The 20728-nt window shown below is 63.6% G+C and carries 20 protein-coding genes; 10 read left to right on the top strand and 10 right to left on the bottom strand.

Going from position 1 to position 20728, the window contains the following annotated elements; translation table 11 throughout:
- Window positions 1-60: 60 nt before the first annotated feature.
- The gene (locus HK107_RS09710; protein WP_173199208.1) at window positions 61-1083 is read right to left on the bottom strand and encodes a YihY/virulence factor BrkB family protein; all 1023 of its coding nucleotides are present in this window, start codon (window positions 1081-1083) and stop codon (window positions 61-63) included.
- Between the two features lie 166 nt (window positions 1084-1249).
- On the opposite strand from HK107_RS09710, the gene rpmE reads away from it, so the two are divergent.
- From rpmE to HK107_RS09685, 5 genes are all read left to right on the top strand, one after another.
- A complete protein-coding gene (gene rpmE / locus HK107_RS09705; RefSeq protein WP_173199206.1) occupies window positions 1250-1468 on the top strand; it encodes a 50S ribosomal protein L31 in 219 nt (72 codons plus the stop codon).
- A gap of 12 nt (window positions 1469-1480) precedes the next feature.
- Window positions 1481-2851: an MATE family efflux transporter gene (locus HK107_RS09700; protein WP_173199203.1), complete on the top strand. Its 1371-nt coding sequence runs from the start codon at window positions 1481-1483 to the stop codon at window positions 2849-2851.
- Between the two features lie 28 nt (window positions 2852-2879).
- On the top strand, window positions 2880-3659 hold the full coding sequence (locus tag HK107_RS09695; RefSeq protein WP_233061457.1) for a heme ABC transporter permease: 780 nt from the start codon (window positions 2880-2882) through the stop codon (window positions 3657-3659).
- A 110-nt stretch (window positions 3660-3769) separates the two neighbouring features.
- On the top strand, window positions 3770-4219 hold the full coding sequence (locus HK107_RS09690; protein WP_173199201.1) for a cytochrome c maturation protein CcmE: 450 nt from the start codon (window positions 3770-3772) through the stop codon (window positions 4217-4219).
- Between the two features lie 16 nt (window positions 4220-4235).
- Entirely contained in the window at window positions 4236-5519 is a 1284-nt protein-coding gene (locus tag HK107_RS09685) for an MFS transporter (protein ID WP_173199199.1), read from the top strand.
- A 216-nt stretch (window positions 5520-5735) separates the two neighbouring features.
- Here HK107_RS09685 and HK107_RS09680 read toward each other — a convergent pair whose 3' ends face one another.
- Together HK107_RS09680 and HK107_RS09675 are read right to left on the bottom strand one after the other, a co-directional pair.
- A complete protein-coding gene (locus tag HK107_RS09680; RefSeq protein ID WP_173199197.1) occupies window positions 5736-6935 on the bottom strand; it encodes an NAD-dependent epimerase/dehydratase family protein in 1200 nt (399 codons plus the stop codon).
- Window positions 6936-7048: 113 nt separating this feature from the next.
- Window positions 7049-8488 carry an undecaprenyl-phosphate glucose phosphotransferase gene (locus tag HK107_RS09675; protein ID WP_173199195.1) on the bottom strand — a complete coding sequence of 480 codons (1440 nt, stop codon included), beginning with the start codon at window positions 8486-8488 and terminating at the stop codon, window positions 7049-7051.
- A 138-nt stretch (window positions 8489-8626) separates the two neighbouring features.
- On the opposite strand from HK107_RS09675, the gene cysQ reads away from it, so the two are divergent.
- Window positions 8627-9421, top strand: a complete 795-nt coding sequence (cysQ, locus tag HK107_RS09670; RefSeq protein ID WP_173199193.1) for a 3'(2'),5'-bisphosphate nucleotidase CysQ — start codon at window positions 8627-8629, stop codon at window positions 9419-9421.
- The gene (gene queG, locus HK107_RS09665) at window positions 9418-10443 is read left to right on the top strand and encodes a tRNA epoxyqueuosine(34) reductase QueG (RefSeq protein ID WP_173199191.1); all 1026 of its coding nucleotides are present in this window, start codon (window positions 9418-9420) and stop codon (window positions 10441-10443) included. Before cysQ ends, queG begins: the two co-directional genes overlap by 4 nt.
- 68 nt (window positions 10444-10511) lie before the next feature.
- Here the strand turns inward: queG and HK107_RS09660 are convergent, their stop codons facing one another.
- The 6 genes from HK107_RS09660 to HK107_RS09635 form a co-directional block, all read right to left on the bottom strand.
- Window positions 10512-11069, bottom strand: a complete 558-nt coding sequence (locus HK107_RS09660) for a PEP-CTERM sorting domain-containing protein (protein ID WP_173199188.1) — start codon at window positions 11067-11069, stop codon at window positions 10512-10514.
- A 132-nt stretch (window positions 11070-11201) separates the two neighbouring features.
- Window positions 11202-11630 carry a potassium channel family protein gene (locus HK107_RS09655; RefSeq protein WP_173199186.1) on the bottom strand — a complete coding sequence of 143 codons (429 nt, stop codon included), beginning with the start codon at window positions 11628-11630 and terminating at the stop codon, window positions 11202-11204.
- Between the two features lie 48 nt (window positions 11631-11678).
- Window positions 11679-12545, bottom strand: a complete 867-nt coding sequence (gene bla, locus HK107_RS09650; RefSeq protein ID WP_173199184.1) for a subclass B3 metallo-beta-lactamase — start codon at window positions 12543-12545, stop codon at window positions 11679-11681.
- Window positions 12546-12854: 309 nt separating this feature from the next.
- Window positions 12855-13376, bottom strand: a complete 522-nt coding sequence (gene infC / locus HK107_RS09645) for a translation initiation factor IF-3 (protein ID WP_173199182.1) — start codon at window positions 13374-13376, stop codon at window positions 12855-12857.
- Between the two features lie 121 nt (window positions 13377-13497).
- The gene (locus HK107_RS09640) at window positions 13498-14523 is read right to left on the bottom strand and encodes a glycosyltransferase family 9 protein (RefSeq protein WP_173199180.1); all 1026 of its coding nucleotides are present in this window, start codon (window positions 14521-14523) and stop codon (window positions 13498-13500) included.
- A complete protein-coding gene (locus HK107_RS09635) occupies window positions 14520-15695 on the bottom strand; it encodes a glycosyltransferase family 4 protein (protein ID WP_173199177.1) in 1176 nt (391 codons plus the stop codon). Before HK107_RS09635 ends, HK107_RS09640 begins: the two co-directional genes overlap by 4 nt.
- 221 nt (window positions 15696-15916) lie before the next feature.
- Between HK107_RS09635 and HK107_RS09630 the strand changes: the two genes are divergently transcribed.
- Genes HK107_RS09630 through HK107_RS09620 form a run of 3 tightly spaced genes read left to right on the top strand, consistent with a single transcriptional unit; the run spans window position 15917 to window position 20003 of the window.
- Complete coding sequence (locus HK107_RS09630) at window positions 15917-16801, top strand: AraC family transcriptional regulator (RefSeq protein ID WP_173199175.1); 885 nt, start codon at window positions 15917-15919, stop codon at window positions 16799-16801.
- Window positions 16802-16810: 9 nt separating this feature from the next.
- Complete coding sequence (locus tag HK107_RS09625; protein WP_173199173.1) at window positions 16811-17557, top strand: alpha/beta hydrolase; 747 nt, start codon at window positions 16811-16813, stop codon at window positions 17555-17557.
- Between the two features lie 49 nt (window positions 17558-17606).
- Window positions 17607-20003 (top strand): DUF4175 domain-containing protein, encoded by a 2397-nt coding sequence (locus HK107_RS09620; RefSeq protein WP_173199171.1) that lies wholly within the window; start codon window positions 17607-17609, stop codon window positions 20001-20003.
- Window positions 20004-20084: 81 nt separating this feature from the next.
- Here HK107_RS09620 and HK107_RS09615 read toward each other — a convergent pair whose 3' ends face one another.
- A complete protein-coding gene (locus HK107_RS09615) occupies window positions 20085-20723 on the bottom strand; it encodes a hypothetical protein (RefSeq protein ID WP_173199169.1) in 639 nt (212 codons plus the stop codon).
- Window positions 20724-20728 lie beyond the last annotated feature (5 nt).

The following is a 20728-nucleotide window of genomic DNA, read 5'->3' as shown; positions in this document are numbered from 1 at the left end:
TTTCCGCAAGTCTTGACAAGAGCGTTATAGTGTTAAGTCTCGCTCAGGTTGTGCGGCGAATCATTCCGCTTCGCTGAGCGGCACCTCGACGGGAGCCGCTCCCTGATGTCTTGTCGGGCCGAGTTCGTCGGCGACGACCGCACCTCTTTCTCCGATTGGCTGCTCAGGGCCCGTGGTGGTGTCGTAAGCCGTCTGGTGCTCGGCCTCGGCGTTGATCTTCGCGCCCACGAGAACCATCAGCGCCGTGGCCCAGAGCCACATCTGGAGCAGAAGCACCGCTCCGAACGCCCCGTAAGTGGCGGAGAAGTCTGTGATCTTTGAAGCATAGAATGAGATCAGCAGCGACGAGAGCACCCAGAGAAGCGATGCTGCGACCGAGCCTAGCGAGAGCCACTGGAGCTGGGCCTCGGCCCTGCAGGGTCCGTAGCGGTAGAGGATGCTGGTCGCGACGATCATCCCGAAGAAGAGCATCGGCCATCGCAGGAAGACGATCGCAGACTCAGCTTTCAACGGGAGGCTGAGGGCTGAAATCAGCGCCGGGAACGCGACGACGAGGGTCAGCGCGACGACGCCTGCCAGAATGAAACCGAGGGTGAAGGCGAGCGCGAGGATGTTGATCTGGAGAAGGTTGCGCCGCTCGCGCTCTCCATAGGCGACGTTCAGCGCCTGAAACGTAGCCCTTGCCGCACGGCCCGCGCCGAACACGATTATGACGAAGCTGACCAGGGATACGAGGGACAGCCCGCCATGATCGGCCTCTGCCACCCGGGTGATCTCGGAAAGGATGAACTCTGCGGCGAGAGGCGGGAGGACCCCTGCGAGCCCTGACGCATGATCGGCAGCCGTCAGCGGGTCCGCGAAGATGCCGTAGAGAGAGACGAAGAGGATGACCGACGGGAAGATCGCGAGGAGCGTGAAGTAGGCGAGCCCTGCCGCAACGAGGACAAGATTGTCATTGTTGAATCCCCGCCAGAACCTCAGGAGAATGTCGCCCCAGCCAGCGAGCGGGATCCCCAGCGGCTTCCTGGCAAGCCTGCCGCGCCCCTCCTCGAGCTGGTCCTTGTCGATGGTTTTGGTCGTCATGGCAGTCTAACGGCCTCCCGTCCGGGGCCGTTCCGCCGGCGGCCCTCGCAGACGCAGGAAGAGATGGAGAAAAGCTCGCCTGAACCGCCCTCTCCCTCTTGCGTGATCGGCGGTCCTGAGCTAGCCGCCGCCGTTCTTATCTATCCGCTCGAAGGCGACCCGACCGATGAAAAAAGACCTGCACCCCGACTACCACATGATCACGGTGACCCTGACCGATGGTTCGACGTTCCAGACGCGTTCGACCTACGGCAAGGAAGGCGCCACGCTGAACCTCGACGTCGATCCTTCGTCGCACCCGGCATGGACCGGTGGCCCGGCCAAGATCTCCGACAAGGGCCGCGTCTCGAAGTTCAAGAACAAGTTCGGCAACTTCGGCCTCTAAGGGCACGCTTTCATGTCCTCGGCAGCGCCGCAGCCCGCGACGCTGCGATCGGCCTTTGCGATTGCATGGCCTGCTAGCCTCGCCGCTATCATTACGCCGGTCCTCGGCCTCACCGACGTCGCAGTGCTTGCGCGCGGTGCCGAGGCCGAAGCGTTGGCGGGTGCGTCCCTCGCGGGCGCTGTCTTCTCCCTTCTTTATTGGAGCTTCAGCTTCCTCCGCATGAGCCTGTCGGGCCTCGTGGCCCAGGCGCTCGGTGCGGATGATGAAGGGATGCTCCGCGCTAGGCTGGTGCAGGGAGCGCTTTTCGGCTTCGCGGTCGGGCTTCTCCTACTGATCCTGCAGGCGCCCATCATCGCGGGCGCGCAGCTCTTCCTTGTCGATACCTCCGAAGCCTCCGCCGCTGCTGGCGATGCGATGCGCAGCTATATCGGCATCCGCATCTGGGGCGCGCCGGCGGTGATCACGACCACGGCGCTGCTTGGCTGGTTCACGGGACAGGGACGGACTGGCCTCCTCATGGCGGTGACGATCGGGACCGCGTCGGTGAACGCGGTCCTGTCGATCCTGTTCGTGCTGGTCTTCGGCTGGGGGATCGAAGGGCTCGCCTTGGCCACGGCCTTGGCGGAGCTTTCAGGGCTCCTCATCGGTCTTGGCGGCGCGGCATGGGTGCTGGCCCAGCGGGGCGGCGTGCTGGCGCATTGGAGCCGGGCGCGGATGCGCGACGGGCTCGGTGCCCTCCTCTCCCTCAATGGCGATATCTTCGTCAGAACGCTGCTGCTTGATTCGATCTTTGTCAGCTTTGCCCGGTTCGGCGCGGATTTCGGCGACGTGACCCTGGCCGCGAACCATGTGCTCCTGAACCTCGTCCTCGCGCTGACGCTGTTCCTAGACGGCCCGGCCATCGCGGCGGAGACCTATGTGGGACAGGCGGTCGGCTCGAAGACCCGCCGGGAAGAGCTGTTCTCGGCGGCGTGGCGTGAGACGGCGAAGATCGCTGGCGCGATGGCCCTGGCGCTCTTCCTCCTGCTCGTTCTGTTTGGGGATCTCCTCCTCTCGCTCACCGTTGGGGAAGGCAGCGACACAGCGGCGGTGCTGGCGGAGGCCAAGCGCTTCCTGCCGTGGGCAGTCCTCATGCCCCTCGCGACAGCGGCGGCCTATCATCTCGACGGTATCTATATCGGCGCGACCCGAGGCGCGGCGCTGAGGAACACGATGGCCGTCGCGACGGCGCTCTATTTCGCGGCCGTTTTTCTGTTGCGTGAGCCTCTGGGCAATCACGGCCTCTGGGCAGCGTTTGTCCTGTTCATGGCAGCGCGCGGGGTGCTGCTGGTCCTGACGTGGCGAGGATTCAGACCCCTGCTCTCCAACGCTTCATCTGGCTAGAACGCCGCATCCCCTTGCCCCGGGCGGCATGGCAGACGATACCCTTCCTATGGCGAACTGGCTGGAGAAACTGGCGAACCCTGAGGTCTTCGTGCGGCGCACGAAGCCTCTGATCATGCCCATCGGCGCGGCAGCGGCGGTGCTGGTCATCGTGGGTTCAGCCCTCGGCCTTTTCTTCTCGCCGCCGGACTTCAGGCAGGGCGAGAGCGTGCGCATCATGTATGTCCACGTGCCCGCAGCGTGGCTGGCGCTCCAGACCTACGCTGCCATTGCTGTCGCGAGCTTCGTTGGCTTCATCTGGAAGCACCGCCTTGCCGATGTCGCGGCGCGTCAGATGGCGCCGATCGGGCTTCTCTTCACGGTGCTGGCCATCGTCACGGGAGCTCTCTGGGGCAAGGTGACGTGGGGTGTCTTCTGGGACTGGGACCCGCGCCTGACCTCGATGCTGGTGCTGGTCTTCCTCTATCTCGGCTATATCGCGGTCTGGCAGGTGATCGAGAGCGAGTTCGTTGCTGCGCGTTCGGCGGCCATCCTTGCGATGCTCGGCGCGGTGAACCTACCGATCATCAAGTTCTCCGTCGACTGGTGGGACAGCCTCCACCAGAAGGCGACCGTCATTCGCGAGGGCGGGCCGAAGATGCCAGCCTCGATGCTCTGGCCGCTCCTGATCATGGCCCTCGCCTACACGCTCATCTTCGCTTTCGTGACGCTGCTCCGGGTGCACACGGTCCTCGCCGAGAAGCGCAAGACAAAGCCCGTGCGCCGCGCCTCGTCGGCCACCATCGAGGAGGCTCCGGCGACGTCATGAGCCCGAACATGGCCCCCTATATTGCCCTCGCCTGGGCCCTCTCCGCTACGAGCCTTGGCACTTACGTCGGCTGGACGCTCTGGCGTTTTCAGAAGCGGAACCGCTGAGAGATGGCGACCCCGTATGAGAAACGCCGCCAGCGCAAGCTGTTCCTGACCATCGTGCTGCCCGCCTTCGCAGGCGCGGTTGCGCTTTCCCTTGTGGCCATTTCGCAGACTCAGGTTTACGCCTATGCCCCATCGACCCTGCCAAGCCCTCAGGAGCTGGGCGACAGGGACGTGCGGCTGGCAGGATTGGTCGCGGAGGACAGCCTGAGGACAGGGGCAGACACGAACGTGACCTTTACGATTACCGACGGAAAGGCTGGCGTACCTGTCAGCTTCGACGGCATTCTCCCCGCCCTCGTGGCCGAGAACGAAGGCATCATCGCGCAAGGCAAGATGGGCCCTGACGGCATCTTCCGCGCGGATAATGTCCTTGCCCGCCACGACGAGAACTACGAGGCCCCTGAAGTGATCAAGGCCCTCGAAGAAGCGGCGGAGCAAGGCCCTGCGTACTGATCCCCCTCTCGTCCGTATGCCCCGCTTCTGGATGCTGTTCGGCGCCCAGGTCTTCGGCGCGTTTGCGGACAATGCCCTCAGGAACGCGACGATCGTTGCGATCATCGCAGCGGCTACGGTATCTGTCGGCGAAGACTTCTACTTCTTCGGCGATCTCGCGAACGAGGCGGGCACGATCGTCTCCATCGGCTTCACGCTGCCAATCTTCGCCTTCGCAATGATCTCGGGCCAGATGGCTGACCGGGTCCCGCGCCACGTCATGGCGAGGAGGCTCAAGTTCCTCGAGCTGATCCTGATGTCGCTTGCGGCGCTCTGGTTCTTCCTCGGGCAGGCCCTTCCCCTTGTCCTGACCCTCGCATTGATGGGTGCACAGACGGCCTTTTTCCAGCCGGTGCGCTTTGCGCTGATGCCGCAATACTTCCCGCCGAGCCGCCTCGCGCGCGCCAACGGGATCATGCAGGCGGGTACCTTCATCGCCATCGTCACAGGTCTCGGGCTCGGGGGCTATTACTTCGAAGTCGAGAACGGACGGATGATTGTCAGCGCGATGCTAGTGGGTGCCGCCGTAATTGGCTGGCTGCTCGCCATCAGACTGCCTGAGGCTCCGCCTCCGGGACGTGAACCGATCAATTGGAATATCCCGGCTGTCGCGTGGCGCTATTTCCGCGAGGCGGGAAAGACGCCCGGCGTGCTCTGGCCGATCCTCGCCAACGGTTATTTCTGGCTCGTCGGCGCCTTTCTCCTCGCCCACATGCCGATCTTCATGCGCGACCAGCTGGGCGGCACGAACCAGGACTACGCGTTGCTCAATGCCTTCTTCGCGCTTGGCGCAGGGCTCGGCTCGATCATCGCGGGCGTCCTCGCGCCTAAGCTGAAGGAGCCCAAGCAGATGTCTGCCGTGGCGCTGATGGTTGGCATGGCGGCGCTGATCGGCGTCTATTTCTACACGCGCGTGCCCTTCACCGGAGAATTCCAGCTCTTCGGTCCGGCGGGCTATCCGCTGATGACCCTGTTCATCATTTCGTCAGCGGCGAACGGCGTCTTCGCGGTGCCGATGCTGGCCAGCTTCCAGGCCAATGCGCCGAAGGCGATCAGTGCCCGGATCATGGGCGTGGCGAACATGACCAACGGCCTCTTCGCGACTGTCGGCGCGATCCTCGCATCGGTCTTCAGGAACGCTGGGATCGATCCGGCGCAGATGTTCCTCGTCATGGTCGCCATGGGCGGATCGGTGCTGATGATCATGTTCTGGCGCTTCCGCATGTTCCGTGGACAGCATGTTGGGGCTGAGGGGACGTAAGAGTTAGCTCCGCCGTCTTCCCGGGGCAGGCGAAGCCTGAACCCGGGATCCATGGACCATCGCTGTACATTCTCGCGCCAGTTCTGACGATCCGTCGTTTGAGAAATCTCAGTCCATGGGTCCCGGATAAGCCTTCGGCTTTCCGGGAAGCCGGACATTAGCCACAAAAAAAGGCGGCCCGGAGGCCGCCTTTTCTCTTTGAACGGAGGATAGACCTCAGCGGCCTTTGTTCGGGTCGTTCGGGTTGCCGTCGACCGAGGTCCAGAGCGAGTCGCATGGGATGCGGCGGCGGTCGCAGCGGTCGGCGAACTTCTTGGTGATCTCGGTCACCTCTTCGAAGAGGCCCTTGTCGAGGGTGATCGGATCAAGGCCCAGCTCGATGAAGCTGTCGTTCGAGACGTGGAGATCGTTCTCGTCCGCTTCGTTGCGCGGGTTGTCGACCTGGTCGATCTCGGCGCCGGTCATTTCGGCGATCATGTCGGCGAGGTCGCGGACGCGGTGGGTTTCGACCATCTGGTTACGGATCTTCACCCGGTCGCCGCGCTCAGGCGGGTTCTCGATGGCGAGTTCGACGCAGCGCACCGTGTCCTGAATGTGGATGAAGGCGCGGGTCTGGCCGCCCGTTCCGTGCACGGTCAGCGGATAACCGATGGCGGCCTGCATGAGGAAGCGGTTGAGGACCGTGCCGTAGTCGCCATCATAGTCAAAGCGGTTGATGAGCGCCGGATCCTTCTTGGTCTCTTCGGTCTGGGTGCCCCAGACGATGCCTTGGTGGAGGTCCGTGATCCGCAGATTGTCGTTCTTCGCGTAGTATTGGAAGAAGAGCGCGTCCTGCGTCTTCGTCATGTGGTAGATCGAGCCCGGATTGGCCGGGTACAGAATTTCCGTCTCCACCTCGCCGTTCTCGCCGGCATCGACCTTCACGTTGAGGTAGCCCTCAGGGATCTGCATCCCTGCGGTGCCGTAGCCGTAGACGCCCATGGTGCCGAGGTGGACCACATGGATGTCGAGGCCGGTCTCAACGATCGCCGCCAGCAAATTGTGGGTGGCGTTGAGGTTGTTGTCGACGGTGTAGCGCTTGTGGTGCGCGGTCTTCATCGAATAGGGCGCGGCGCGTTGCTCAGCGAAGTGAACGACGGCATCAGGCTTGTAGTCAGCGAGGAGCGCGGTGAAGGCGTCGAAGTCCTTCGACACGTCAAGGATGCGCGCTTCGATCTTGTTGTTGGAGACCCGCTGCCAGGCTTCGAGACGATCCGTCAGGCTGGCGATGGGTGTCAGGGACTGCACTTCGAGTTCGACGTCGATTTTCCGACGCGAAAGGTTGTCGACGATCATGACGTCGTGACCGCGTGCGGAAAGGTGAAGTGCCGTCGGCCAGCCGCAAAAGCCGTCACCGCCGAGAATCATCAGCTTCATAGAGAAAGCGCCCCTTAGAGAAATCGCGAGGCTCTTAAGCAGAATGTCGCACTGCCGCAACGGCAGATCACGAAATCTGACCAAATGCTACGAAGCTGCAATGTTACGCGAGATCAGTAAGCGTTTTCAGGCTTGGCGACGGCCTTCACCGTCTTGATCAGGACCCGCAGGTCAAACCAGAGCGACCAGTTCTCGATGTATTCGAGGTCGTAGCGGAGGCGCTGCTCCATCTTCTCGGGTTCGTTTGTCTCCCCGCGGAAGCCATTCACCTGCGCCCACCCGGTCATCCCCGGTTTCACCCGGTGACGGGCGGCGTAGTCCTTGATCAGCGCGGAATAGTATTCGTCATGCTTGAGGGCGTGGGGCCGCGGGCCGACGAGGCTCATCTCGCCCTTCAGGACGTTGAAGAGCTGGGGCAGTTCATCGAGGGATGTCTTGCGCAGGAAGCCGCCGACCTTGGTGATGCGGTCATCGTCCTTGGTGGCCTGCTGAACATCGTCGCCATCTTCCATGACCTTCATCGAGCGGAACTTGATGATCGGGAAGACATCGCCTGCCATGCCCTGACGGCGCTGGACGAAGAAGACGGGGCCCTTGCTGTCGAGCTTCACGGCGATGGCGCAGATCAGCATGACCGGCAAAAGCGCCAGCAGCATCAAGAAGCCGAGCACGCGGTCTTCAACGGCCTTGGTGAACGTATCCCAGCCAGAAATCGGACGCCGCTGCACCACGTAGGTCGGCACATCGCCAATGGCGTCGACCCTGCCCCCGCGCTGCAGCCAGAGGGGATTCGGGCCGAGGCTGACATGGACAGGAAGGCGGCGGAGCTGATCGAGGAGATTGGCCATCGACTTGTCGTCGTCATCGCCCTGCGGACAGACGACGATGTCGTCGACCATGCCGTCTTCCACCAGCTTCTGGAGCTGCATGAACTCTTTGGTGCTGGGCGACTGAAGGCCGGAGGGATCGAAGCTCCGGACGATGTCGACGCTGGCTTCGGTCATGGAAGCCTTTCCGGCGATCGTGTTGGTCCTCGCAGGCGCGCCGACGAAGACGAGCCTGCGGCAGAGGAGACCTCCCGCAGCGGACAGGCGCTTGAGCACCCGCGCGATGATGAAGCGCGAGATGATGATGAGAATGGCCGAGAGCACCGCCCAGACGATCAGCCATCCGCGTGACAGGAGCTGCGTCAGTCCGAGCGAGTAGCAAGCCGCGATGAAGCTGAGCAGGATGAGCCCGAACCGCCAGACGACACCGCGCAGCGTACCCCATGGATCGAGCATCTGGTCGAAGCGGAAATAGCCGCCCTGGCGCAGGGCCTCGACATAGATGAGGCTGGTGAGGAAGCCCGCCGACATCAGGACGACGGTGTTCGGCTCCTGCAGGAAGCCGTCAGGCAGCGTCACGATGGTGGCAAACGGGGTCGCGGCAGCGCCAGCAGCGGTGATCAGGGTCGCAACGACAGCAGCAACGATATCCGAGCAGACGTCGCGGGAAATCCCGCGCCGCTTGCGGCGGACTTCGTCCATTTCGTCAGTCGTGGTCAGAGACATGACCTCGGAATCCCCAAAAACCCTACGCTACGCTTCCTATCGCACCGCACACACTTAAACCCTTAGGCAAGCTTCGTACCTCTAGCAAACACTGCTAGCGAATGTCTGAATCGTACCACCTAGGTCGGGGGAATATCTATGAGCGAACTCAGTAAAGTCATGGCGGACGCCGCCATTGAAGGCAGCCGTGTCGTCCTCGAGGTCTACCGCCGCGGTGCGGACGCACGGACCAAGGGCGATGGCTCGCCGGTGACCGAAGCCGATGAGCGCGGCGAGGAAGCGATCCTTTCACATCTCAAGGAGTTTGCTGGCGATATTCCTGTCATCGCCGAAGAGAGCGTGGCGGGCGGTCAGGTCCCGAAGGCGCATGAGCGCTTCTTCCTCGTGGACCCGCTCGATGGCACCAAGGAGTTCGTCACCGGCACCGATGAGTTTACGGTCAACATCGCGCTGATCGAGAATGGCGTCCCGACCATGGGTGTCGTCACCGTCCCAGCGCTCGGCAAGCTCTTCGTCGGCATCGCCGGTGAAGGCGCAACGCTGCAGATGATCGATTTTGAGACGGGCAATGCCCAGAGCGCGCCTGATGCTATCTCCGTCCGCGCCCGTCCTGAGAGTGGAGCCGTCGCGATGACGTCGCGCTCCCACGGCTCCGAAGAGACCCAGAAGATGCTCGAGCGCCTCGGCGTCACCGACGTCATGCCAGCAGGCTCATCGCTCAAGTTCTGCGCCATCGCTGAAGGCAAGGCTGACCTCTACCCGCGCCTCGGCCGGACGATGGAGTGGGATACGGCGGCAGCCCATGCGGTGCTCAAGGCAGCTGGCGGCGAAGTCTATGTCTTTGACGATCAGGAACGCGGCGCGCCCCTCTCCTATGGCAAGGAAGATCGCGGCTTCGACAATCCGCACTTCCTCGCCGTCGGCGGAGAGTGACCGACGCCGCTGAGCGGATCAGGAAAGAGGCGTCGGATCTCGGCTTCGACGCCGTCGGTTTCACGCGCGCTGAGCTACCGGCAGAGGTCGGCGCGCGGCTGCAGGAGGCTTTGAGCCTCGGCCATCATGGCACGATGGAATGGCTGGAGGATCGCGCGGAGAAGCGCGCCCAGCCGAAGCTGCTCTGGGACGGCGCGCAATCTGTCATCGCCCTTGGCATGAATTACGGTCCCGAGACCGATCCCATGGAGAAACTCCGGGAGCGGACGAAAGCGAACATCTCCTGCTATGCGCAGGGTGATGATTATCACGACGTCATCAAGAAGCGGCTGAAGCGTCTCGGCCGCTGGATTGGCGAGACCTGGAACTGCCAGCTGAAGGTCTTCGTGGACACAGCCCCCGTCGCGGAGAAACCGCTTGGTCAGCAGGCCGGCATTGGTTGGCAGGGCAAGCATACGAACCTTGTGAGCCGCGATCATGGCAGCTGGCTGTTCCTCGGCGCGATCTACGTGGCGCTCGATCTGCCTGCGGATGAACCGGAAATCGACCACTGCGGCAGCTGCCGGGCGTGTCTTGATGTCTGCCCTACAGATGCTTTCCCGGGGCCCTATCGCCTCGATGCCAGACGCTGCATCAGCTACCTGACGATCGAGCATAAAGGTCCGATCCCGGAGGAGTTTCGGGCGGCAATGGGCAACCGGATCTATGGCTGCGACGACTGCCTTGCCGTCTGCCCGTGGAACAAGTTCGCAGCCCGCGCTTCCGAAGCGGCGTTCCATGCACGGGAAGAGCTCGAAGCCCCTTCCCTGTCGGAGCTGTCAAAGCTCGACGACGAGGCGTTTCGCAAGCTTTTCCGCAAGTCGCCCGTCAAGCGGATCGGTCGGGACCGGTTCTTGCGGAACGTCGCCATCGCCATCGGAAACTCGAGCGATGCGGGCCTTCGTCCGGATGCGGAGCGCCTTGCGGAAGACCCGTCAGAGGTCGTCGCGGAGGCTGCTCGCTGGGCCCTGGCGCGCCTATAGAAAAAACCCGCGCCTCCAGAAGAGACGCGGGTCGCTCGACATGCGATCGGCGAGCTTGGTTGCCCTGGTTAGACCTTGCGGCGGCGAGCGATGCCGAAGCCTGCAAGCGCGGTGCCTAGGAGGAGCGCCGCACCCGGGACAGGGATTTCATTGAGGTCAGGGTTCGAACCTTCAGCAAAGATGCTGACGGTGAACGGCGTCGGGCCGTCGAACTCTTCAGCGCCTGCAACGTATACGGAGAAGGCTTCTTCCGTGGTGAAGTCTTCGAACAGGAAGAAGGCCGAGCCCCGTTGCGGGTCGCCCATGTCGCGCGGAACAACCGTCAGGCTCTCAGTGGCATCTTCGAAGGTGCCGTCATTGTCTTCGACATCGTCGCCAATGCCGAGGCCAACGCGGATGTTCTCGAGATTGTCGAGGTCGCCGCTGGCGGAGATCTCGACAAGAATGTCCAGACTGTCCGTGCTCAGATTACGGAGCAGGAACTGGAACATGTCCGAACCATTGAGGACCTGGCCAAAGCCGAGCTCCGCGCCGTCGAAGACTTCGTCCTCGATGAGGGCGGCGTTGGCTGATCCAAGACCGAGGGCGATGGTTGCCGCTGTTGCGGCGAGATAACGTTTAAACACTGTGTTCCCCACTCTACGAATGCGATCGAGTTTATTCACTCACGGGAAACAATGCTTTGGAGGCGCCTCCGTTCCGTCTCTCGGAAGAGTTCCGCTACACGAATGCGTCATGGAACTTTTTCCGTGACCGGATTAACGGCTGGGAGTCCTGATCCGGGCAGCGGCATCCACCAGGACAGCCGCCGACAGACCGAACATGAGAAGCCCGTTCATCGACGCGAAGCCTGTCAGGAGCTGCCACTCCTCCGGCGCGAGGACATCGCCGAAGCCGAGGGTCGTGTAGGTGCTGAGGGCGAAGTAGAGCGCGTCGGCGAAGGTCTGGCTGATCCCGACCTTCACATACGCCAACGCCCAAGCCCCAGCCGAAAGCGCGTGCGCCGCGATCAACCAGAGGGACACGACGGTCAAGCGAATGACACCGCCGAGGTCGTCCATCACTCCCTTGGGATCATCCTTGATGCGCGCAAAGCCGCGAATGATCATCGTGAAGATGGCATGGATGATGGCCGTGACGGCGATCACGGCAGCAGCGACCCCGACCTGCGGAAGAATGATTTCCATGACGCGCCCCTTCACTCAACGGCGCCAGCCTAACCCCAGACTCCGCGATCAGCCAGCCTCTTCGGCGAGGCGTTTATCGAGCCGCTGGAGCTGCTTCGCCGCGTAGGCGCGGCACTCATCGAGGCCGACAAGCGTATTCTCCTCGATGCGCTCGAACATCCGACTCCCGGCCGGGTGCGGTGTGAGCGCGATGTCGCAGGGTATGTCCATCAGGCGTGAGAGCCCTTCGCGGTAGGCCGCGAGATATTCCGGGTGATCGGAGAAGCGGTAATCGTCTGCGCTCACCGGGGACAGGCTGTCCATGAGGACGATGGTCAGGCAGTCCTCGCCTTCGCAGGACTGCCACTGCCAGGAGAGCGCGCCGGGCGTATGTCCGGGGGTCGCGATGGCGGTGAGGGTGAGATGACCTGTCGTGACGTTGCCTTCGCCCGTGATCAGCCCGCTGACCTGGGCAGGCTCGAAGGGGTCGTGCATCCCGGCCTGCGGATCGTTTGAGGCGGTGATGCCGCTCTCGAGCACGGGGGCTGCATCCATCGAGGCGAGGAGCTTGCCCCTCGACTGCCGCTGCAGATAGGCGAGACCGCCGACATGGTCGAAATGTTCGTGCGTGTGCAGAAGGAAGTCCACGTCGCGGACCCGGAAGCCAAGCGCCTCGATGTTCGCCTCGATCAGTGGTCCACCGCCTCGCGAGCCGCCATCGATGAGAATGTGCCCCTGCTCCCCTGTCACGAGGATCGCGGCGATGCCGCAGGTGCCAACATAGTAGGTGTCACCGTGGATGCGGAACGGCGGCCCTGGCTTGTCCCATTCGTCCCAGGGCTCACAGACCTCCGCCCATTGCTCGGCGCTCGGAATGTCTGGCTCTGCCGCGCAGGCTGCTAGGGCGAGGAGTGACACGCTGAGAACGTTCCGCATGGGAACGGCGTGCCACGGTTCTGGTCGCTTTGAAAGCGGCTGAGCCGGTGATCACCTCTCTCTACGGGAGCGGTCGAAGGTTTGGCTCGCCAAGGCTTCGGGTAAGGGCTGCGGAGAGCGGGGGTCCCGCGAACGTCCCTACGCTGGGATCATCTCTGTAGCAGGAACGACCCTCGCATCGCCCGCCCTCACTCGGCATCCAAGATGCCGATCTCTCCCGGAGGGAGAGATGACGGCCAGTCGCTCGAAACGAGCAACAAAAAAGGCGCCGCAGGGGCGCCTTCTTCATCGGGGTCATTCGCCAACGACTTAGCGCGGGGCGAGGACCATCATCATCTGGCGGCCTTCCAGCTTGGGCATGGCCTCGACCTTCGTGGTCTCTTCGAACTCTTCACGGACCTTGTTGAGGAGGTCCATGCCCCGTTCCTGGTGGGCCATTTCGCGGCCACGGAAGCGCAGGGTGACCTTCACCTTGTCGCCCTCATCGAAGAACTTGCGCATGGCCTTGGTTTTCACCTCATAGTCATGCTTGTCGATGTTCGGACGCATCTTGATCTCTTTGATCTCGACGATCTTCTGCTTCTTCTTGGCCTCGGCCTTCTTCTTCTGCTGCTGGTACTTGTGCTTGCCCCAGTCCATCAGCTTGCAGACGGGGACCTCGCCCAGATTCACTTCAACGAGGTCGAGACCAGCCTTGGCCGCCAGATCCATACCATCCTGCGTGGACATCGGGCCACGTTTCTCGCCCTCTTCGTCGATCACCAGGATCTTCGCGGCGCGGATGTTTTCGTTCATTCTTGGCCCCGTCTGCTTCGGCGGGGTCATGTTCATGGGTCTGCGGGCGATGGGGCGGTCTCCTTCTATTGCTCAATCGCTATCGGCAATTTGCCGGATGAACAGATAAGGAAGTGTGCGCCCCGGTTCAATCGAAACCTTAACCCTCACGCGGGTTTCAGGCGAATGCCCGCCCGCCTGAGGCCGAACCGCCACGGATGAGGCCCATATTCTTGAGGGTCCGCACCGCAAGCTCCGGCGTGAGGCTCTTCATATTGGCCGCGGTCAGCTTGACAACTTCCCGGCCGTAGAGCGCATCGCTCGTCAGGTCTTCGGACGACGGGACGAGAATCACCCCCGGCGTTCCGGCAGCGGCGACAAGGTGCAGCTCCTCGCAAGGCCCTGCGAGGAAGAAGCGTGCGTGCTTGGCGAGGACGGCAAGCTGGGCCGCGTCGGCCTTGCCCGTCAGGTCGACGGCGCCGCGGCCTTCGGGGCCCTGCATCTCCATCGAAGCCTGCATCACGTCATAGGCGAAGGTGCCGAGCTCCTGCGAACCGACGATGACGGGGGTCATCCCCTCGCCCGCCATGGCGGCAGCGACGGTGGCGTAATAGTCAGCAGGCCAGCGGTGGGCCGGATTGGCAGCTGGCACGAAGAGCGCGAACGGGCCAGTCAGACCAAACCAGCTCGGATCGAGATTGGCCGAACCCTTGTCTTCGCCATCGAGCCAGGAGAGGCGCGGCAGACGCTCTTCAAGCGGCAGACCTGAATCCTTGAGAAGCTTGCGCACAGCCGGGCCAGCAAACGGGCTCGGTGCGAGGTGGCGGCGGGTTTCGTTCGAAGCCTTTTTCGGCGCGACCCAGTTGGGGCCACGGAAGCCCTTCATCGCGGCGCGGATAGCGGAGCTGTCCGAGGTGCCGTCGAGGTCATAGGCGACGGTGTAGCCCACGCGCTTGAGCTGGTTGCCGAACTCCTTGCGCTCGGCAGGCTGCATGGATTGGCGGGTGGCGACCACGCGGTCGAAGAAAGGCGAAGCCTTGGCGAGACGCTGGAGCGCAGCGCCCGTGACGAGGTCGATGGTGGCATCCGGGTGAGCCCGGCGGATCGCTTCGAAGGCAGGCTCTGCCTCAACGAACGAACGCAGGCCCTCACGCTTGATGACCAGAACACGCGACGCGCCGCCTCTCATACCCCGTGATTTCACCCTTGTACCTCCTGCCGCCGCAGCAGCTCCTGATAGACGTTCAGCGTGGAGGCCGTCATGGCCTCCGTCGTGAAAGACGTGCGTGCATGGTCCATGCCGCGCCTGCCCATCTCGGAGCGCCCCACCGAACCTTGATCGTGCAAGGTGGTTAATGCGTTGGCAAGAGCTTCCGCGTCCCCCGGCGGGACAAGGAGGCCGGTTTTTTCGGTGAGCACGGTTTCGAGTGCACCTCCGTGGGCCGTTGCAATCACCGGCTTGCCTGCCGCCTGGGCTTCCACGGCGACCCGGCCGAAGGCCTCAGGCTCGGTCGAGGCGGAGATGACGATGTCGCAAGCCGCGAGGATCGCTGGGACATGATCGCTGGCGTCTTCCATCCGGATGACATTGCCGAGGTCGAGGGCCGCAAGCTTCTGCCTCAAGTCCTCCACATAGCCCGGCTTCTCGTCCATCCGCCCGATCATCAGGAAGCTGATGGGTACGTCCGGGTGTCTTTCCCGGAAGAGCGCGGCCGCTTCGATAAGGACAGTCTGTCCCTTCCAGCCCGTGAAACGCCCGGGAAGAACGACCCTCAGCCCCTCGCCGAAGAGCTTCACCGCTGCGCCCCTGCGATCGTCCGAGACCTGCTCCGGTGAGAAGCGATCGAGGTCCGCACCGCGCGGGATCGTCGTGATAAGCTCGGGCTTCAGGTACTTCTTGCCCTTGTACTGCTCGAGGATGTGCTCGTGGGTGAAGCGGGAGTTCGCGATGACTCGGTCGCTCCGCACCATGATCGAATTGTAGAGCCGCTTCAGCCCGCTTTTCGCGTTGTAGACCCCGTGATAGGTGGTGACATACGCCACCCCGGTCTTGCGGGCAGCGGACAGGCAGCTCCATGCAGGGGCGCGGCTTCTCGCGTGAAGGATCGACACATTCTCCTTACGGATGATCTCGGCGATCTCCTCGGCATTCCTTGCGATGAGGAGCGGGTTCTTGCTCTCTGCGTGGAGGTGGATGTGTTCCGAGCCGTCGCGCTCCAACTCCTCGACCATCGCGCCTCCTGACGAGATGACGAGGGAGCGGCCACCCGCCGCGATGAAGGCCTTGCCCACCTCGAGCGTCGTGCGCTCCGCGCCGCCGCCTTCGAGCTTGGGGATCACCTGGAGGAGTGTCTTGCCGGAGAAATCGGGCGTCATGCGGTCCCGCGAACTGGTTGCTCGCGCGCTCTAGGCGTTCGCCAAGCGGATGGCGAGGCCCGCCGCGAAAGGATCGCAATCTCGTGGAAAGGGCGACGGGCCTACGGGGTGCCGCTCCGCCTCTGCAGCTAAGCCAACGGCGGCGCTGCTGATTGTATATTTCGGACGTTTTTGAAGCTTTTCCAACAAAGCTCCGCGCGCTACAGGATCACTCAGGACGTATGACCAAGCCCCGGAGGCAGGACTTGCATTACGAGATCACCGAGCCTCCCAAGGCCCTGAGGCCTTACGTTCGCCGTTTCATGAGCGGCGCAATCGGCAAGGGCGAAAGCTACGCTGCGGCGGCCAGGCCTACAGGCTATCCCTATTTCGGCTGGATCGGGAATGGCTCGATGTTCGCCCGCGCCAATGACAGCGAATGGCAGCTGGGGCCCGATGCGCTCCACATCTCCGGCCAGATCTTCAAGGAAGAGGTGCGGATCGGCGGCGAAGGCCCCCTCCTGCACGTTCTCGTCGAATTCACGCCCACCGGGCTCTACGAACTCCTCTCGGTCGAGGGCGAGGAAGCGGCTGGTCAGCCCATCGAGGCCACGAAGCTCGTCGAGAAGTCGAAGCGAATCGAGAAGCTCGAAGCGAAACTCACGGGCTCCGAAACGGCCGACGAAGTCATCCGGCGAATGATCAAATGGCTCATCAAACGCGCTGAGGATCCTCGTGTTGTGCCTGACTGGCTGCTCGAATCGATCGACCTCATCGAGAAGGCAGAGGGCCGGACGAAGGTGTCCAAGGTGGCGGAGAAGACGGGCCAGTCCGCCCGCAATCTGAGCCGAGCGTTCAGCAAGTATGTCGGCCTCTCGCCCCAAGCCTTCGCCAAGATCGTCCAGATGAACCACGTTGCCCAGGCGCTTCTCCTCGGGAACGGAAATGGCAGCCTGACGGAGCTGGCTCAGGAAGCCGGGTTCTATGACCAGTCGCACTTCATCCGGGCGATGAAGGCTTTCTTCGAGACGAGCCCGACGGAGTTCCTCGAAAGCGAGGACCGCCTGCTCATTCAATTCCTCGCGCGGTCGCGCCTCGCGGATGACACACGGGACGGCGCGCCCTAACCCTTCGGGATGACTGACAGCGCTCCCGCCTTTCATCAGGGCCCCAACGGAAAAATCGCCTACCGCCTGACCGAAGGGGATGGCCCGACGGCCGTCTGGCTCGGCGGCTATGCCTCGGACATGCAGGGCACGAAGGCCCAGAAGCTGGCCGAAGCGGCGGAGGCTGATGGCTCTGCGTTCCTGCGCTTCGACTACACCGGGCACGGCGAGAGCGAGGGCGCCTTCGAGGAAGGCACCATCTCCCGATGGTTCGAGGACGCCGAAGCGGTGATCGAAGCAGTCGCGCCGGGGCCGAAGATCCTGATCGGCTCGTCGATGGGCGGATGGGTGACGCTCCTCTACGCGCTCAGGCACCCGGAGAGCGTCGCGGGCATGGTGCTGATCGCGCCAGCGCCGGATTTCACGGAGAAGCTGGTCTTCCCGCGTTTCTCGAGCGAGCAGCGCACGACGCTAGAAGCCGACGGGGTCCTGCGGACCGGCACCAGCGGCCACCCGGCGGAGACCTATACCCAGGGGCTGTTCGTGGACGGGCGGCAGAACCTCATCATGGGCGAGAGCATCCCTGTCCCCTGCCCGGTCAGGATACTCCACGGCCTCGCGGACGACGTCGTACCGACGAGCCATGTCATGGAGCTGACCGACAGGATCGAAGCGCCTTCGCTGACGACGACCCTCGTGAAGGGCGGCGACCACCGCCTGTCCGAGCCCGAAGACCTCGAACGGCTGATCCAGACCGTGAAAACCCTCAGCCCGTGACGGATCGCTCACTCGGCGTGAACCAAAGCGTGCTCTACTGTTTGTCGATATGAAGCTTCAGATCCCGGTCCCTCTCCAACGTGCGTTCGCGGTCATTTCGTGGGAGCGTGCCGTTCCTGCGTTCTTGCCTTTCGTGGCAGCGCTGGCGGGTGTCTTCGCGGTTCTGTGGAGCGGTATCCTCGCAGAGCTGCCGCTGAGCTGGCACATCGCCGGGCTCGTGGTTTGCGGCGCGGCGCTCCTCGCAACCCTCAGCCGGGGGGCTGCGAAGTTCCGCTTCCCGCGCAAGGGCGAGACCCTGCGCCGGATCGAAGAGCGGAGTGACCTGAAGCCCGGCATTCTCGATTCCGTCTGGGCCCGTCCTTTCGCAAGGGACGAGGAGGATGACCCGCTCTGGATCGCATCGCGCGAGCGTCTGATCCAGACCGTCGGTACGCCGAAGGTTCCCCTGCCGAGGATCGACCTTGCGGAGATCGACTCCTATCGTCTCCGCTGGATTGCGCCTGCGCTGGTGGTGGGCGCCCTCGCCCTGACCCTAGGCCAGCCAGACGGCCTGCGAGCCAGCCTCCAACCGCCTCTGCCCGAACGCCAGCCGATCGTCGTCGACGCCTGGATCGAGCCGCCTGCCTATACGGGCCTCAGTCCCCGCATTCTAAAACTCAACCGTGAGCGGAGCAGTCTTGCCGCTGCCGAGGGGTCGCGCCTCCATGTGCGCCTGCGGGAGCAGGACGGCTCGTCGATCAGGGGTGTGCTGACGTTCCAAACGACTGACCGGGGTAAGCGGCGCATCAGGCCGGAGGGCGATGACAAGTCGCAAGTCACCCTCCCCTTTGAGGACAATGGCCTCCTCACGATCAGCGCTCGCGGCGAGACGCGACAGGTGGCGATCTACGCCATCGAAGATCGCCCGCCCGAGGTGAAACTGGTTGGCGAGCCAAGCACCGAGACCGGGATCATCCGCCTCGAAGTCGAAACCATGGACGACTACCCGCTGGCTGACGCGCGGCTTGTCCTGAGCCTTCTTGGTGGCCAGAAGATCTCGATCGATGCTCCGATGCCTGACGAAGATGTGGCGGGCGAGCCTGCGGTGATCCCTCTTCCCTCCCTCACTGGAACGCCTGGTGCCTACCGGGTGGAAGCTGGTGATGAGGAGCACCCCTGGGCGGGCCTGCTCGTGCGCGGACAGGTCGAAGTGACCGACGGGCTTGGCCGTGTCGCAGCGACGGAGCCTTTCGCCATCACGATGCCGGAGCGGACCTTTTACAACCCTCTCTCCCGAGCGGTGATCGAGGAGCGGCAAAAGCTCGCCATGGCGCCAAGCTCGCTCCTGAGGTCCTCCGATTTCTTCGGTGCCCTGACCAATGCGCCGGACCTCTTCGACGTGAGGGCCGCCGATCACCTGATGCTCAAGGCTACCGCCGAAGCCGTCGCAGCGGCGCGGGTGCGGGACGTGCCCGACATCGTGGAGGGCCTCTGGCCCCTTGCCGTGGAGCTTGAGGATGACGGCCTCGCCTACGCCAAGGCCCGGCTTGACGCGGCGGAAGAAGCCTTGCGTGAGGCGCTGCGCAACGGCGCCAGCAACGAAGAGATCGCCGAGAAGATCTCCGAACTGCGTCAGGCGATGAACGACTACATCCGTGCACTGGCCGATAGCGGCTATGCCGAAGGCGATCCTCAGTCCGGGGACGATGAGTATGCCCAGTCCGACCTAGATGATCTCCTCGACCGGATGGAAGAGCTCTCCGAACAGGGCGCCCGCGCCGAGGCCGAGAGCCTCCTCGCGCAACTCGAAGCGCTGCTCCAGTCCCTGAAGCTGAGCCGCGGTGAGCAGGAAGGCGGCAGCCCCGGCGAGGACGGCACCCCCGGTCAAGGCCAGGGCCAGGGCTCCGGCGAAGGTCAGGGCGGTATGGGCGAAGGCGAACGCGCCCTCTCCGGCACAGGCGATATCATCCAGAAGCAACGTGAGCTGACGGACCAGACCTTCTCAGCCCGCAGGGGCCAACGCGGCCAGAGCGGCCTTGCCGATGAGCAGCGCGAACTCACCGAAGAGCTTGATCAGCTGGCGGAGGGTCTCTCCGACGAAGCGGGCGACGCCCGCGGTGCCTTCGAGGACGCGAAGGAAACCATGGAACGCGCGGCGCAGGCCCTCGAGAACGGCAACCTCCCCCGCGCCCAGATGCTGCAGGAGCAGGCCATGCAGGAGCTCCGAGAAGCAGGCAACGAGCTGGCCGACGCCATCGGCGAAGGCGGCGACGATGTCAGCGAAGGCGCAACCGATCCCTTCGGCCGCGCCTACGAAGGCGACGGTGGTCAGGACCCGGAGGATTTTGGTCTCTATGATCCCGAACGCATCCGCGAACTGATCGCCGAAATCAGGAAACGCCTCGAAGACCCGAACTTGGGCGAAGCCGAACGGACCTATCTCGAAAGCCTGCTGGAACGGTTCTGATCCGTAGGGCGGAACGCGCAGCAATCCGCCGTTTCCAGCCTCGAAGTTGGAAGGCGGATCGCTGCGCGTTCCGCCCTACCGCTAGTTCGCAGCCGTCCAGGCCGGCGATACCAGCATCAGGTCGCCCATGGCCTGACCGCTCTTTTCAGGCGGCAGGAGGCGGACGGACCTTGTACCCTCAGGCAGGAGCACACGCACCGTGAACGGACGCTCCGCCCCCGGAGGAAGCACCGCTGCGCCGAGGCGGAGAGGCTCTTCGATGGCCACGCGGCTGCCTGCGAGCTGCAGGAGCACGTCAGGCTCGACCAGCGTTTCGCCGGAGTTGCGGACGAGGCCGGAAAGCTCGATCGCCGGGCCTTCGCTCGACTGGACATAGCGGCTCGCGACATCGGCGAAATCAAGCGGCGGACGCTCGGCAGGCACAGCCGTTTCAGGCGTCAGGGTCTCGTAGGCGAGGTAGCCGACGCTCAGACCCATCGCGAGGACCGACCAGCCGAGGAGCCATTTGGCAAAGCGGCGCGCGATCGGCGGCGTGCGGAAGGGCTTGGGCTCAGGCTTCTTCTGCGCCTCGCCGGGAAGCTGGCTCTCACGCAGCATCTCGAGCAGCTGATTCGCGGGCGATTCGGCCCGGTTGCGGATGCCATCGAGCTCATCGACCTTGCGGGGGCGGCGGCGGGCGGGTTGTTCGCGGCGTTCCTCACGCCATGCGGGAAGAGTCATTGCGT

This window comes from Parvularcula mediterranea, assembly GCF_013085255.1.
In the GTDB taxonomy this organism is placed as follows: Bacteria; Pseudomonadota; Alphaproteobacteria; order Caulobacterales; family Parvularculaceae; genus Parvularcula; species Parvularcula mediterranea.
Note: the sequence above shows the minus strand (reverse complement) of the source record. Positions and strands in the feature narration are given on the sequence as shown.